Source organism: Pseudobdellovibrionaceae bacterium (genome assembly GCA_023898385.1).
In the GTDB taxonomy this organism is placed as follows: domain Bacteria; phylum Bdellovibrionota; class Bdellovibrionia; order Bdellovibrionales; family UBA1609.
The window spans coordinates 127,847-143,547 of sequence record CP060220.1; the positions used below are offsets into that span (position 1 = coordinate 127,847).

Annotated in this window: 11 protein-coding genes; 3 read left to right on the top strand and 8 right to left on the bottom strand. The window is 47.7% G+C overall.

The features are described from left to right. Nucleotides 1-5 precede the first annotated feature (5 nt). Entirely contained in the window at nucleotides 6-854 is an 849-nt protein-coding gene (locus H6626_00520; GenBank protein USN47607.1) for a hypothetical protein, read from the top strand. Here H6626_00520 and H6626_00525 read toward each other — a convergent pair. Together H6626_00525 and lnt are read right to left on the bottom strand one after the other, a co-directional pair. Next, a complete protein-coding gene (locus tag H6626_00525) occupies nucleotides 851-3,172 on the bottom strand; it encodes a Smr/MutS family protein (GenBank protein USN47608.1) in 2,322 nt (773 codons plus the stop codon). The genes H6626_00520 and H6626_00525 overlap by 4 nt on opposite strands. Then, nucleotides 3,150-4,574: an apolipoprotein N-acyltransferase gene (gene lnt / locus H6626_00530; protein ID USN47609.1), complete on the bottom strand. Its 1,425-nt coding sequence runs from the start codon at nucleotides 4,572-4,574 to the stop codon at nucleotides 3,150-3,152. Before lnt ends, H6626_00525 begins: the two co-directional genes overlap by 23 nt. A 171-nt stretch (nucleotides 4,575-4,745) precedes the next feature. Here lnt and H6626_00535 point away from each other — a divergent pair, with 171 nt between their 5' ends. Beyond that, entirely contained in the window at nucleotides 4,746-5,594 is an 849-nt protein-coding gene (locus tag H6626_00535) for a hypothetical protein (GenBank protein USN47610.1), read from the top strand. Nucleotides 5,595-5,618: 24 nt separating this feature from the next. Here the strand turns inward: H6626_00535 and H6626_00540 are convergent, their stop codons facing one another. Continuing rightward, nucleotides 5,619-7,046: a S8 family serine peptidase gene (locus tag H6626_00540; GenBank protein ID USN47611.1), complete on the bottom strand. Its 1,428-nt coding sequence runs from the start codon at nucleotides 7,044-7,046 to the stop codon at nucleotides 5,619-5,621. Between the two features lie 174 nt (nucleotides 7,047-7,220). Next, complete coding sequence (locus H6626_00545) at nucleotides 7,221-7,943, bottom strand: DUF1275 domain-containing protein (protein ID USN47612.1); 723 nt, start codon at nucleotides 7,941-7,943, stop codon at nucleotides 7,221-7,223. A gap of 182 nt (nucleotides 7,944-8,125) precedes the next feature. Here H6626_00545 and H6626_00550 point away from each other — a divergent pair, with 182 nt between their 5' ends. Beyond that, complete coding sequence (locus H6626_00550) at nucleotides 8,126-9,394, top strand: cation:proton antiporter (GenBank protein USN47613.1); 1,269 nt, start codon at nucleotides 8,126-8,128, stop codon at nucleotides 9,392-9,394. Between the two features lie 40 nt (nucleotides 9,395-9,434). Here H6626_00550 and H6626_00555 read toward each other — a convergent pair whose 3' ends face one another. The 4 genes from H6626_00555 to clpS form a co-directional block, all read right to left on the bottom strand. Then, nucleotides 9,435-11,618, bottom strand: a complete 2,184-nt coding sequence (locus H6626_00555) for a lytic transglycosylase domain-containing protein (GenBank protein USN47614.1) — start codon at nucleotides 11,616-11,618, stop codon at nucleotides 9,435-9,437. 125 nt (nucleotides 11,619-11,743) lie between these two features. After that, a complete protein-coding gene (gene htpX / locus H6626_00560) occupies nucleotides 11,744-12,631 on the bottom strand; it encodes a protease HtpX (protein USN47615.1) in 888 nt (295 codons plus the stop codon). Nucleotides 12,632-12,752: 121 nt separating this feature from the next. Next, nucleotides 12,753-15,035 carry an ATP-dependent Clp protease ATP-binding subunit ClpA gene (gene clpA, locus H6626_00565; protein ID USN47616.1) on the bottom strand — a complete coding sequence of 761 codons (2,283 nt, stop codon included), beginning with the start codon at nucleotides 15,033-15,035 and terminating at the stop codon, nucleotides 12,753-12,755. Nucleotides 15,036-15,059: 24 nt separating this feature from the next. Then, nucleotides 15,060-15,431 carry an ATP-dependent Clp protease adapter ClpS gene (gene clpS / locus H6626_00570; protein ID USN47617.1) on the bottom strand — a complete coding sequence of 124 codons (372 nt, stop codon included), beginning with the start codon at nucleotides 15,429-15,431 and terminating at the stop codon, nucleotides 15,060-15,062. Nucleotides 15,432-15,701: the final 270 nt, after the last annotated feature.

Below are 15,701 nucleotides of genomic sequence, written 5' to 3' on the forward strand. Positions count from 1 at the left end.
TGAAAATGACCCGCATTTTTTGGTTTTTTGTCCTGTTATCGGCAGCTGGCTGCGCCACTGGATTAAAGTCTATAGAGTCAGAGGGGCCAGTGAATTTACAGTTTAAAGCTGTGTCCGGTCGAGAAGAAATCAATCAATATCGTTCAAGTAGTTACTACGAAGATTTTGAAGAGGGTCAGTTGGTGCGCGAAAAGCATGAAATCGTTGATTTCACGATTCGCTCGATGGTTAAGGGAGTCGATCCCAAAGACAAATCCATCGTGGTAGAGATTGCGACCACAAGTAAAGATGGTCTTGTGGACCTGCATGACTTGGCTTTTCCAGAGCTCAACGAAGTTTTAGAGGTGATATATAGCTCAACAGGGGAAGTGCTTCGCGCCGGCGACTATCCTCCCACCAGTGTGTTCTATGTTCCACCCATTTCATTGCCGCAGGAGCCGGTGTCTGTGGGCGATACTTGGGAATTTTCAAAATCGTGGATCGGAGCAAAAAGTGGAGCCCTCACTCGTGTGGAAATAGCGTCCATTCTTAAAGGTATTTACAATTGTGGGCCGGTAGGTCGATGTGTTGAGGTTGAAATTTCAGGTCACGTGGTGTTTCCTACTCTTGATGAAAGTAAGGCCCGATTTAACAGCGAGTTGTGGGGGCGCTATTTGTATGCCTACGAAAAAGGATCTGTACTGTGGTCAAAGGTTCACTCGGAAGAACAATTTTTGACCAAATCCGGTCGCAAAGATATTTGGAGTTGCATGGTTTCATTTTTGAAGGAACCTGCCGCAGAAGGCATAAAAAAAGCTCAAAGTTTAGAGTGTGATCCTAAGGCTCCAGCCCCTGCCCAGGTGCCGGGAATTTAGGCCAACTCGGCCCAGGTCAACCCGTCACCGCCACCAGATTCGCTATTTCCCGCATACCATTTTTTAACATAAACACTTCTTGATAAATAGGTGCGAATGCCTTTTTTGAGCGACTCTGTGCCGTGTCCGTGCACAATTTTAATGCGATCTTCTTGGCCGAGAGCTGCTTTATCCAGCTGAATTTCAAGTTGTGAAATGGCCTCTTCCACTGAAAGTCCGCGAAGGTCCACGACGCGATCGCCTTCAGCTGGAGAAACGGAATAGTGTTTTGTGTGTCGCAAAATCTCTTGCGTGGGATTCGTCGCATGGTGCGGGGGCTTCAATTGATTCCAAAGAACAGTGACTCGCATGGGACCTGCGAGAATGACCACTTCGCCCTTGCTGTTTGGCCGGCTTTGCACCACAGCGTCTTTTGCAATACTCGGTGCAAAGACCTTCGTGCCTGGCGGAAAGGCCCTTGTGAAGTCTTCTGCGGATTCAATTTTTTGTTGCTGGCTAGTTGGAGTTTTCACTACTTCTGGAAGATCAGCTTTCACTTTTTGTAGCTCACCGTGCCTTTTAAAAACTTCGTCCACTTTTGCATGTTGAATCATGGTTTCGACTTTTTTCTCGGCCCGCTCTATGGTGCGGCCGAGCATTTGCTCCCGGTCATGTTCAAACTGCTTTCGCAATCGCTCGTATTGGAGGCGTTCTTTTTCTGCCTGCCGGGATTTTTCAAGAAATTGGTCTTGCAACTGACTGAGCTGTTGCTTCATTTTTTCAATTTCTTTAACACTCTCGTGATATTTTTTTCTCTCAGGGCTTAGGTGCTCAAGCGCAGCTTCAATAATTTCTGGTTTTACGCCCACTCTCTTTGCCGTTTGAATGGCCAGTGATTGCCCCGGCACACCCATTAAGAATCGATAAGTGGGACCCCGCTCATTGTCAAACTCAAGGCTGCCATTCACCACGCCCGAAGTGTCTTCCCACCCCGATTTAAGTGCGCCCAAATGGGAGGTGATCACGGCAAAGGCTCCGGCGCGAGAAAAGGCTTGAATAAAACTTCTGGCTAGAGCCGCACCTTCTTCGGGATCGGTGGCCCCACAAATCTCATCCACTAAAATCAGATCCTGATCTCCCGCCACTTGTGTGGCCTCATCAAGAAGCCTTAGGTGGGCTGCAAACGTGCTAAGATGAGCGTCAACACTTTGCGAATCACCCACGGCCACAAACAGCCGATGAAAAAACGGCAGGGTTGAAGGTTCATCCGTGCAAATGGGGAGTCCGCAGCGAGCCATTTGGGCAGCAAGACCAATAGATTTAAGAAGTACAGTTTTACCACCAGCGTTGGGCCCTGAGAGAAGCAATACGTGGTTTTTGCGATCAACGACCACGCTATTAGGAATGACCGCTTCATTTTGTAAGACCAAAAGCGGGTGGCGCACGCCGTGCAGTTCAATGGTATCTTTTGAAAACTCACAGGCACTAGCGTTGAGGCGAGAGGCTAATTGACCCTGGGCTAATCGCACATCGGATTGCACCATTAACTCTTTGGTTTTTTTGAAATCCGTTTGCAGTGAGCTTAAAAACCCCGAAAGCTGAACCAATAATCGTTCCACTTCCGCTTCGATTTCAGCATCGACCTGTCGCAGACGGTTATTTACGGGCACGATTTCTTTAGGCTCCATGAAAACCGTTTGTTTGCTTTGGCTTGAGGCATGGATGATCCCCTCAAAGCTGTGTTGCATGCCACTTTTTATAGGTAAAACCCATCGGCCTTCACGGTTGGTCACGTACTTGTCTTGAAGGACGTGATCCATGTCATGGCTCTTGACCAATTTATCTAAGGTATTTTGAATGTTTCGAATGTGGTTTTCTTTTTCCTTCGACAAATTAAAAAGGGTTTCACTGGCATCTTTTCGGATATCGCCATCAGGAGTCATGATTTGATCAATGGCTGAAAGGGGTTCATCGGCTTTCATCAGCTGTTTAAAAACCTGAGTCACCCAGGGTGATGAAAAGGGCTTTAGCGTTTCATGTAAAGCAATGGCCTCTAGGCAAAAATGCCTAACATCGCGAAGCTCCATGGGTTTAAGCGTGGCATTTCTTTCAAGGCGTTGATGCCATGTGGGAAACAGATCCAAGCTTTCCATAAATGGACGTCGCCCGTGCGCCAACACAGATCGCGCTTCGTCAATTTCATTAAAGCTTTCTATGGCCTGGGCTTCAGAGCTCAATGGGGCCGTGGACGCTAGTTTTGTGCGTCCTTCTTCGCTGGTTGCATGTCCTTTAAGTGTTTCTAAAAGCGACTGCCAATCAAGAGATTTTAATTCGTTCACGCCATGCCCTTACGATCAGTCCCACCGTAAGTAGCCAAACCAAGGCAGGAATAAACCAAAACAATTTTTTATAAATCGTGGCAGGTGGGTTTTTAACATAGGGGACCTTGTAAAAACCCGTCCACTCTTCAAGCATCGGTGACAGCTGTTGAACTTCGCCTGTGGCCAAGGCCACTGTCGATATTCCGGTGTTGGTGGAGCGTACAAGAGGCCGTCTGAACTCAACGGCTCGACCCACTGTCATATACAAATGCTGCCAAGGCTCCTGCCAAGTGCCATACCACGAGTCATTAGTGACATTAACAAGTATCTCGGCGCCGAGGTCAACCACGTTCTTGGTGTACTTTGGAAACAAACTCTCATAACAAATTTGCGGGCCCAGGAGCGTTTCGTCAAAGGGCAGTACGTGGGGCTGAGTACCAGGTTCAAAATCACCAGCAGGAATCATTTTCTTAAGCTGAGGCCAGCGATCAGAAAAAGGGATGTACTCGCCAAAAATCAGCAGATGTAATTTGCTATAGTGAATCTCCTGTAATTTTCCAGAGCGAATGACAAACACCGAGTTTGTTGGCTTTCCCTGTTGACTGCCAATTCCGTAGGCGCCGGTGATTAAACTCAAATCGAGAGTGGCAAAAAATCGCAGAAGTTCACTTTGTGATGTTCGAAATATCGTCTGTTCGTCGAGTGTTCGTGGATAAGCGGATTCAGGCCAGATCACAAAGTCCGGCTTTTCAGAAAGATCAGACAGCGCCGACTTTGTGAGATTCATGTATTTTTTTGCAATGGTGTCGCGAAAACCCCAACCTTGTTCGGCATAGACCTTTTCAAGATTGCCCACGTTGGCCTGTACGATCAACACCTTAATTTCTGCATCAGGAGCGGGCTGATTTATACTAATATAAAACCCAAGGCCATTGCTCACAGTGACGGTGGCCAAAATAGTATATAGGGCCATATTTTTGAATTGTTGTTTTCGGTGCAGCCAAACCCAAAGTACCAAGGCATTGAGAAATAAAACCAAAAGGCTAAGGCCCACAAAACCGATCCACTCTGCCAGGTGATAGGCTGGGGCCTTCGCCCACAACAAGGGGTAACCTAAATTCCAAGGAAACACAGTGGGCGTGTATTCATGAAAAAGATGTGTCAGCAAAACCATCAACAGCAATTGGCTAGAAAGTTTAAGGTCTAATTTATCCCGCAAAAATCCAAAGGTAACGGCGGCGAAAGGCATAAAGAGATTTGCCACACTCGAATAAATAATGAGTACTAATAAAGCCACGGGCCATGGCATGTGGCCAAATTCGAGTGAGACATAGGCCACCCAATTAAAACCAATGATTGTGGTGGTGAATTGAGCCAGCCATCCATAAAAAAACAATCGTTTGTATGACGACTCGTTCAACCAGACCATCCAGAGCGGTACCAAGCAGAACAGCAGGGCCCATGGCGGAAAGGGAATAAAACTTGTGCCCGTGAAAATTCCTGTTACGATACTAAGTATGACGGCGGTACGTCGAGACAATGTCTGGTGATGCATAATCTTTTGTATCACTAAACGGCGCGGGGGAGCCAGTTGGAAAATCTTGAGAGCACAACAAAAGAAAATTCCCATTCAAAAGTTTCTGTGAAGGTGCGTTGTCCGGAGTGTTTTAAACTCTTCGGCGTCAAGGCGGCTGAGATCTCTGAATCGCGCCCGAGATTTGCTTGCACCAGTTGCAACACGCAGTTTTGGGTGCCCTTTCCGGAGTGTCTCGAGCAGGAGGCCATGATTGGATTTCCGGTCTCATGGTTAAAGAGCACGCCCCTTGGTGCGGCGAGCAATCTAGAGTCCACCCCATCCGCCCCAGAGCCAAAGTTAGAGAACAATGTTGAGGCGCCCGTGGCTCCGGCCCAAGCCCCCTTCAGTTGTCCCAAGTGCAACGAGCCCTATTATGCGGAGCAAAAAGACTGCAAGAAATGCGGTCTGATTTTTTCTAAATTTCGCCTGCAAGAGTCGGAAGGCGATGTCTCGGCCAGTAAAGAGCAGAAAAATCGATGGCAACTGGTCGTGGATAACTATACGGATGAAAATGTTCATCAAGAGTTTTTGCGATCTTGCTTAAAAGGTGAAAATCTAGAGTATGCTGCTGATCGTTATCAAAAGATGCTCAAGCTCAACCCTTTAGATGACACGGCTAAAAAACTTCACAGTGAGGTTATGGCGCTATCAGTGGCAAAAGTGGAGAGTCATGCGCCGGCTCGACAAGATCTTGAGCGGCGCCGAAAAACTTTGGGCACTCGCCTCAGTCATTTTGTGATTGTTCTAAGTACCATGGTGATTGTGATTGGATACTTTGTGCCTGAACTGAGAAACCTTACCGGATTGGGTGCTGCCACTTTGTTTTTTGTGGTAGCCCTAAAGTATTACTTTAAGATTTTTTAAGTCCCACTTTTAGACCGAACACACTTATTCCTGAGGTGGTGCCTCGGACTCGCTTTGCAGCTCGCGAGTTTTTTGGGCTCGTTTGTTGGCCTCTTCCGCAACAATCACTTTTTGAGTGGCTCTCAAAAACGCATTGATCTCTCGTCCGGTGGTAATGGCCAGGAGGCCGCTTCCCGTGAGATCTTCATTGGGTTCTAGGACAGGATCGGCGGTGGCGGCAAATGCCGTAGGAGAAAGGTTTTGAGTGTTTTTCGCCACCGTTCCATTGACGGTGACATCTTGGTCAAGGTTAGCCAGGGCCCGGTAAGTATTAAGACGTTTTCGGTAACGGGTTTTTCCCACTAATTTTTCATCTTCAGTTCCATTTTCAAGAATGTGGCGAATAACCTTTTTGGCCTCGAAGTCAGGGTATTTGGCTTTAATGAGTGCAGCCACGCCAGAGACAAACGCCGTGGCCTGCGAAGTGCCGGTCATTTGGCCGTATTGACCACTGGGGAGAGTGGAGAAAATATCGTTACCAGGTGCTGCGATATCTACGGTTTGCTCTCCGTAATTGCTGCTAGGTAATACGTTTTTTCCACGGTCGATAGCTGTTACAGAAATGATATTGTCCAGCTCGTAGTCTGCCGGGTAGTAGCCATTCACATCAGAATTAGACTTTTCATTTCCCGCTGCGGCCACAAACAGCACGCCCTTTTTCTGGGCACGGGCAATGGCTTGTTTTTCACTCTCGCTGGGCTGTAGGCCTCCGCCCGAATAATTAATAATATGGGCACCCATGCGCGTGGCATAGTCAATGGCGCGTACCGTGTTGTTGAGATTGTTGCCGCCATAGGCATGGGGGTCGTAATACTTAAGAATCATTAAACTCACGCGAGGAGCCACGCCACTAATACCCACACCATTGCCGCCTTCAGCGCCGATAATGCCGGCAATGTGAGTGCCGTGTCCGTGGTTGTCTGAGAGATCTGTGGTTTGCCCCACAAAATTCACCCCGTGGACGTCATCAATAAATCCGTTATTATCGTCATCGACGCCATTGGTCGCCTTATCTCTACCCTCAGCGTCCATTCCCACTTCGCCTTTGTTCACCCAGAGGTTTTTTTGCAAGTCCACATGATGAATATCAATACCTGTATCAATGACGGCCACCACGATATCGCGACTGCCAGTGGCTTTCACATCGCCGCTCCATGCTTTGTATGAATCGGTGAGTTCAAGCCCCCATTTTTTTGTCATGGCAGGGTCGGTGAGTTTAATATCCATTTCTGAATCGGACTTAAGAGGTTTAACTAAGGCCGTACCCAGTTCTGTAGATCGACTGGCCAGCTCTGTAACCGCAGCCGGAGCCTTATCAACGTGGGTTTCGTGTTGTTGTTGAAATGCAATACCAATAACTGCCACAGCAATCAGTGAACTCACTAATAAAAGCTTTTTTCTATAGGTTGTCATATTCAGCCTCCAAGACCTCTCAAGGTTAAATAAGAGCAATCTTGGTGCCGTTGCGGGGCGGGTTTAAGTCATTGATTTTAAAGGAAAATACCAGACTGAGACAGGCCCTTTTCGGCCAATGAATAGTGGGCTGTCAAACAATTCTACAGCTTGCCTGAACTTCGATGATTTTCGCTAAGGGATCTTGGGTTGAGGAATTAGACTTTTCCTTGAGCTGTACAGTTTGATACCCACAAGCAGGCTCAATGCAGCTGACACGAAAAACCCTGAAAACTGCAATTTAGGAAAAGCAAAAACGCCCACAAGACTGCCCACAATAAAGGCGACGATCAAATCGATGCGCATTCGATTCAGGCGGCCTTCTTTTTTGTCGTTAGATACAAAGTATTTCGCAAGACCTATTCCTAGATCTGTGGTGATTCCGGTGAGGTGAGTGGTTCGGACGATGGTTCCTGAATAGTGGGTGATGATGGCGTTTTGAGCGCCACACGATAGCGCTAGTAGCGATAACAGCAAAAAGTCATGGAGGTCGCCAAAGGGTTCTCCAAACTGTCCAAAAAAACCGTAAGTGCCAAAGGTGGCCACCAAACTAAAGATAAAAGCCAACAACAACAAAATGTGAATGTAAACGGGAGGTTGTTTTCTGCTTTTTCGAACCTCCGTAAAGATAGAGCTAAAAAAAGCACCGAGCAGAAAAAACACCGGAACTAATAAAAAATAAAAACTCTTCATATAGTTCTGGGCGGCAATTTCCTGGCTAAATAGTGTTGAAAAACCAGTGACGTGGGAGACGAAAAGATGAAGGCACAAAAGGCCACCGGCATTGACGTACCCACCTTGAAAGGCCAATAGCGCCCAAGTGATGCGATTTGATGGATGTGAAATGATTTCGATCATGTGGTTTAGCTTCAGTGCCTGAGAAAAACTCTACTTTTAGATGTTAGTTGGCCGAGTCCGCCGGGTCACTTGTTTTCTATGCACCCCTGATTTTCGCCGTGACCCTAGAAAATTTTAAAGATGCGTCGCTTCCATGGTTTCGGGCGTGCGGTTTGGCCCGACTATGGAGTATGGTGCCTCTTATGAAAAAATGGATGCTCTTAATATTATTGGTGCCGGTGGTGGCCTACGCCTCGGGCGGATCTGCGACCTTTGAACAAAACACACTATTTCTTGTGGTGACTCTCACGCTGGCAAAGTGGATTGGGTTTATGTGCAAGAAGGTGGGGATACCTGAGTTAGTGGGCGAGCTGGGAGCCGGGTTAGTTTTGGGTAACCTTGGTCTTTTCGGGTGGCATGTGGAGTTCACCCATAATTTCTTATCCAGTGAATTTATTAAATATGCCGCTGACCTTGGCGTGGTGCTTTTATTGTTCTTGGTCGGCCTTGAGTCCAATCTCACCCAACTTTTAAAGGTGGGCAAGAATGCGTTTGTGGTGGCCGCCGTTGGTGTGATTTTGCCGGTGATCGGCGGGTATTTTTACTCGTCCGCAGTAGGGTTAGGCGTCGGTGTGGCGGCATGGTTTGTTGGAGCCACGTTGGCAGCCACTTCGGTGGGTATCACAGCCAAGGTGTTGGGTGATCGAAAACTGTTAATGGCCCCATCGTCGCAGGTCATTTTGGGTGCGGCTGTTATCGACGACATCATGGGCATTCTGCTTTTGACGGTGTTGGCCGGTGTGGCCATGGGTGGTGAAGTTTCATTTATTGATTTGGGAGTGATCTTGCTAAAGGCGGGTGGCTTTTTTGTGGGAAGCTACTTTGCAGGTCGTTTGTTGTTTCCAAGGATGATTCGCCTGACTGGAAAAAATGATAGCAAAAGTTTTTGGGTGGCCTTTTCTTTAATTTTAGCCTTGGTGTTTGCCCAGGTGGCTGCAATGGCGGGCATGGCGCCCATTATTGGTGCTTTCTTTGCGGGGCTTTTACTTGAAGATGTGCATTTTGAAGTGGGTCATAAATTGCAAAAAGACACCATTGAACACTTGCTCTCGCCCATTGCTGAAATTCTTTTGCCCATATTTTTTGTGGCCATTGGTGCACAAGTGGACCTTTCCGTATTAGGCGATATGCACGTGCTAATGGTTGTTCTCGGACTGCTAGTTATTGCCGTGATATCAAAGACCGCCACCGGAGCATTAGTGAAGGGGCCTCAGTTTGATCGGTGGGGCATTGGCTTGGGCATGGTGCCAAGGGGTGAGGTGGGTCTTATTTTCGCATCCTATGCTTTACAGCATAAGGTATTTACGGCTTCCGCTTATTCGGTTTTAGTGTTGGTGGTGCTGTTCTCCACTATTCTTGGCCCGATGTTGTTAAAGTACCGCCTGGATTATTTTGAAAAATCTCTGGCTTAAATGAAGCTGACCAGAGACTTAACCGAGAAATTCTTGTTGGTTAAAGTTCGAGCGCCCATTCAGGAAACTGGATAGACTGGTTTTGGGCGCTTTGCATTTTATAAAAAATCATGTTTCTCATAACAAGCTTCACGTAGCTTTTGGTTTCTTCATAGGGAATGTCTTCAATAAATTCCAGTGAATCACCCCGGTAACGGGTTTTAAGCCAACCCGCAATGGCATCTTCGCTGGCATTATAAGAGGCCACAGCGGGTATAAATTGGCCATTATACTTATCCCAAAGTTGCCTTAAGAATCTTGAACCTAAGGGAATATTGACGGCCGGAATATAGAGGTCTTCAGCTTGTGTGAATTCCACATCAGTGCCTTTGGCCGATTGGGCTGCTACCTCGGGTAAAAGTTGCATCAATCCAAAGGCGTCCATGGGGCTTCGAGCGCGTGGATTAAAAGCGGATTCCTGGCGCATAATCGCATAGATGAACTCTGCACTAATGCCATATTTATTGGCTGCCGCATTCACGTAACCATCAAACGGTGTGGGAAATACGATTTCTGGGTGCTGCACAAGAAGCTGTTGGCGTTCTGCTGCGGGCATTTGGCCCAATTGATAAAAAAGTCCGAGGTAGTTACCTGAAAGAGCATAGTGTTTAAAAAGTGATTCCCAAACTTTAGCATCTTGTGGGTCGACTTTTCTGTACCCACTGGCAATTTCATCTAGATAAGAGCGCGCCACTTCGTCTTCGTTGACAGCCGTCAGCCAAGCGATGAACTGGGAATCCGGCATTTCGTTAAGCGGAGACGGTAATGTGTGAAGTGAGGCCGGTGTACGAGGGCCATCGATGGCGTTTGGCGACAGCACAGAAAGGGGTTGGTCAAGCTCTCGACGAGCCACAATTCCGTAGTAGCCAATGGGGTCTTCAGATTGCAGTTGGGTCAATACAACCTTGGATAATTCCCACTGGTTCATGTCTTTATAGGTGCGGCCGAGCCAGAACATATAGCGATAGCGGTTAAAATCGCTCTCGGTGGTGGCGATTAACTCTTTGTACTGATCCACAGCGGCGTCAAAACTTTTTATCTTTCTTAAATTCCATGCCTTTAGCCACTGTAACTTTTCAAAGAGTTCTGCGTCTGTCTTTGGTTCTTTAAGGGCTTTATTAAACCACCAAAGCGCATTTGCAAAATCTTGTTTCTCTTCAAGCATTCTTCCGCGTATCCAGTAGGCCTCCATTAGCGAGTGACGGCCCTGGACTGTTTTGGCCAATGTCTTTAGAACCTGTTGGGAGCCTTTGATTTGATCTTTTGTCCATAGAGTTCGGGCCCATAACAAGTAGGCATCCACATAGAGTCGGGTATGAGTTTGCGATTTCTTTTTTGCAAAGAGGGCTTGTGTGTATTTGGCCAATTTTTTTGTGGCCTCCAAATACTTTTTGTCGTTGCGTTCGATCTTGTAGGTGGCGCGCACACCTTTGAGGGCTTTGATTTTGTCCACAGCGGGAAACCGTTTTGAGGTGATCACTTTAAAATAGTACTTCCGAGCTGCTGGGAAATTTCTGATTCGGCGAAAATCATAGGCCACTTCTAGAAAATCACTACGATCGGGGTTTGGCTTTAATCGCGGAGCCAATTTGTGGAGTCGCTCAGTGTACTCATTGACAAGGTCTGATTTTTTGAGGTGCGTTGCAATGGCTAGAGCCTCTTTAGTGTAGTCCACTTTTAGTTCGCGGGGCAGGTTGAGTTTTGATTTTTCAATGAGTAATTCCATTTCACGAGCTGAGTTTTTTTGCAGGCGGGCATGGTCAAGTTCAATATCGAGCACGAGATCTTTCATCCAGGGTTCAGGATCACTACTGGATAATCCGGCCACCTCGGTCACGGCAGGGGAGAGCTTCTCACAAACCTGGTAGGCGCGTAGGGCTGCCATCTTTCTTAGCGGAAACTCACTTTCTTCTGACAGCAAACTGTATAACCCGCATGATATTTGGGGCTGGTCTTTTTGCCAAAGTTGGGCTCTTCGGTAGCGGCTCCACCATTTTGTGGGTTTATCTTTAGACTGGCGCTCAAGATCAAGTAAAAGTACATCCATTTGATCAGGACTTCTGCGTTCTGTGATTTCAAATTCTGGAGGCAGATTTTTCGGTGCCGGCGGCATCACCACTTTCGGGGAAGTGGCACACCCAAGTACAATAGAAAACGCCAAGGCTGTGGAAAGTAATAAGCGCATCCATACATTGTACGCTGCGCTTTAGGTGGACCTCAAGGAGGGCGCGAAGAGAACTGTACCTGGTCTTTTTTGAAAATAAATAATGGACAAAAGGCCAGCTGGCGCTGGCCTTTTAATCTCAATTTCTATCGGTATTGCTGCAGGCGAGCAATTCGTTCTTCAAGAGGAGGGTGAGTCGAAAATAGGAAGGCCAACGCACTTCGACTGCGCCCAGAAATTTTTAAACTGGCAATGGCCTGTTGATCAGGCTCGATGAGAGTTTGTGTATCCATCAACGAGCGCAGAGCTGAAACCATTTTGTCTGTACCGGCAAGCTGTGCGCCCCCGCGGTCGGCTCGGTATTCGCGGTGTCTTGAGAAGTAGTTCACCACCACGGCACCTAAAATTCCAAAAGCGATTTGGAATAAAAACACAAGGCCAAAGTGAACCCAGGGGCCGGCATCGCGATCCATTTGCCCAGCGACCACATTAGCTAAAGCACGAGCTGCAAACATCACAACGGCGTTAATGACTCCTTGAATCAGTGTCATCGTCACCATGTCGCCATTGGCAATATGGGCCACTTCGTGCGCCAATACACCTTCAAGCTCATCTCGATCCATTTTGTGCAATAATCCTGTGGAAACAGCTACCAAAGAGTTGGATTTGGATGGGCCCGTGGCAAAAGCGTTCACCTCAGGGCTATCATACACGCCCACCTCTGGCATTTTAGGAAGGCCAGCTCCCTTTGCCAAGTTGTGAACGCTCTGGACCAACCCTTGTAAGCGCACATCGCTTACGTGCGGGTCGACCACTTGCACGCCCATCATAGTTTTTGCCATAAACTTAGAGGCAAAAAGTGAGAAGAAGGCACCACCCATGCCTAGAATTAATGAAAACCCTAAAATGTAAGTGTAGTAGTCATTTTGCAGGCCGAGTGCAGCGCTAATAAAGCTCCAAGTGATACTGATGGTCGTGACCACCAAAATATTCACAACCAGAAACAAGAACACAGTTTTCGATTTAGCCCACATGTTAAATCCTCCTTGAGGATGGGTTAAAAACCATCGTTTTTGTTTTCGCTAACAAATACGATCTCCGCCAATATGAGTTGGGGATTTTTTAAGTCAAGGTCTATTGTTATGAAAACGCCGGTTAAAAGTCAAAATGGAGTGACCCGTTCTTAGTCGAAACTTTGACAAGCCCCCCTTTTTGCAACCGGCCAAACAAAATATCGTCCACCAAGGGCTTTTTAATGTGCTCGTCCACTGTGCGCGCAAAGGGTCTGGCGCCAAAAGCGGGGTCGTGGCCTTTGTTAAATAGCCACTCCACGGCACTATCAGACACTTTAAGTTCAATTCTTTTTTGCTTCAGTTGATCTGCCAGCTCGCTAATGAATTTTTTAATGACCTGGATTAACATGTCTTGTTGAAGTTCTTTAAATTCAACGATGGCGTCAAGGCGATTTAGAAACTCCGGGCGAAAGGATTTTTTAATGGCTTCCAAGGATTTTGACGAACTGGGCTCTTTAAGCACACCCATCGACCCTTTTGAGGCTTCATAGGCCCCGGCGTTGCTAGTCATGATCAAAATGGCATTTGAGAAATCGGCGGTTTTTCCGTTCGAGTCAGTGAGTCGGCCGCTGTCCATGACTTGCAGTAAGATGTTAATAAGATCTGGATGGGCTTTTTCAATCTCATCCATCAAGACAACGGCATAAGGTGTTTTCGTGATGGCATCAGTGAGAAGGCCACCTTCTTCATAGCCCACATATCCTGGAGGAGCACCCACAAGCCTTGAGACGGCGTGTTTTTCCATGTACTCACTCATATCAAATCGCAAAAACTGCACACCCAGTTGGTGGGCCAGTTGTTTTGCCACTTCGGTTTTTCCCACACCGGTGGGGCCAGCAAATAGGTAGGAGCCAATGGGTTTGTCTGATCTGCCAAGGCCCGTGCGCGCAAGCTTAATGGCTGTGGTGAGTTTATCAATGGCAGCATCTTGTCCGAACACCACTTGTTTTAAGTCAGATTCTAACGATTGCAATTTAGTTTTATCTGACGCGGACACCGTTTGTGCCGGCACCTGGGCAATGGCAGAGACCACTTTCTCCACGTCGCTGACGCGAACAATCACCTTCGCTTTAGATCCCGACTTAATTCTCTTTGCGGCACCTACCTCGTCGAGCACATCAATGGCTTTATCGGGAAGCTGTCGACCATGAATGTATTTTGCCGCAAGCTCCGCGCAGGCCCTTACAGCACCGTCCGTGTATTGCACACGGTGGTGTTTTTCATAGCGGCTTTTTAGGCCCAACAAAATTTGAACGGAGTCTTCGGTACTGGGCTCGCGCACGTCAATTTTTTGAAATCGTCTGGCCAAAGCGCGGTCTTTTTCAAAATGATTGCGATACTCTTTGTAGGTGGTGGAGCCAATACAGCTGAGGCTGCCATCAGCCAGTGCTGGTTTTAATAAATTTGAAGCATCCATTGATCCACCCGAGGTGCTGCCGGCTCCCACAATGGTGTGAATTTCATCAATAAACAACACGGCATGGGGCTGTTTTTTAAGTTCAGTCACAACAGCTTTAAGGCGTTCTTCGAAATCACCCCGATACTTCGTGCCTGCCAATAGGGCGCCCATGTCAAGAGAGTAGATGACCGCATTTTTTAAACTGTCAGGCACGTTGCCTTCAACGATACGTGAGGCGAGGCCATCGGCAATGGCCGTTTTTCCCACACCGGCTTCCCCAATAAGGAGAGGATTGTTTTTTGTTCGCCTTGCAAGCACGTGAACACATCGCTCAATCACATCTTCTCGTCCAATGAGGGGGTCCGTTTTGCCAGCCAAGGCTTTGTCGTTGAGATTTTGCGTGAACGTCTTAAGGGGTGAGCCTTGCGTGCCCGGCGGCAGTTGTTTGGGTAAGCCATCGGCGGCTAGGTCATCGTCGCTGTCCTCGTCGAACTCTTCATCGATCAAGTCGTCGGTTTGCCATTCACCCGATCCATGCGAGATATAGTTTATAATATCAAATTGGGTGACACCCTCGTCAGATAAATAGAAGGTGGCAAAGGCATTGGGTTCGCTAAATAACGCCACAAGCAGGTGGCCACTTGAGACTTCTTGTTTGCCGGCACTTTGTACTTGAATGGCCGCTCGTTGCAAAAGCCTGTGAAAGGCCAAGGTCAAGTCAGGTTTCCAGTCGGGGGTGCGGGCCACCACTTCCTTTTCAAGATGGGGGCACTTGTCTGTGAGAAACTCTTCAAGGCGCGAGCGAAGGCGCTTGATATTGGCCCCGCACGCCCGCAAAATCTGTTGCGCCTCTTTGTTTTCAAGAAGGGCCAACAGGACATGCTCAAGGCTGACATATTCATGTCGACCATCTGTTGCCAGTTGAACGGCGGTATTTAGAGATTCTTCAAGTTTTGGATTGAGCATCGTAAGCCTCCTTCAGCCGTCAGCTTATGCCTTTTCCATTATACACTTAAGCGGGTGTTGGTTACGTCTGGAATAATCATTCACTTGGTAAACTTTCGTTTCGGCCAGTTCGTAACTAAACACGCCAGCAACCCCGGCCCCTTTGTTATGCACGGCCAACATGATTTCTGTGGCCTCAGGCGGGGTCTTTCGAAAAAACTTTTCTAACACGTGTACGACAAAGTCCATAGGCGTAAAGTCATCGTTCAATATCACCACTTTATATAAAGAAGGTTCTCTGCTGCGCGTCTTCGGGCGGGTGAGTGTCTGCGTGCCCGTGCCAAAGCCATCATCAGAGCCGCTGGCGTGGTTATTGTCGGCACCCAAAGGAATAAGATTTTTTGACATCAATTTCATGAAAACAGCATATCACCAAACCACCGGGGAGAGTAGGTTCTGAGCATTGAGCCAGAAAAATCGGACGCTCCAATGGTCAAGGAGGAGTGGCCGCATAGATCCGGACCCAGTGAAGGGGGGGGGGCGGGAAAATGGCACGAGCTAGAAAATCCGGTGAGAGAGTCGATTGGCAACATCGACAATGGGCCCCGGATCTCGACCATAGTCGAGGCTTGAGGCCCATTGCCAGAGGACTACAGGGGTTCAAATCGAATAGAGCCAGTCTCACAA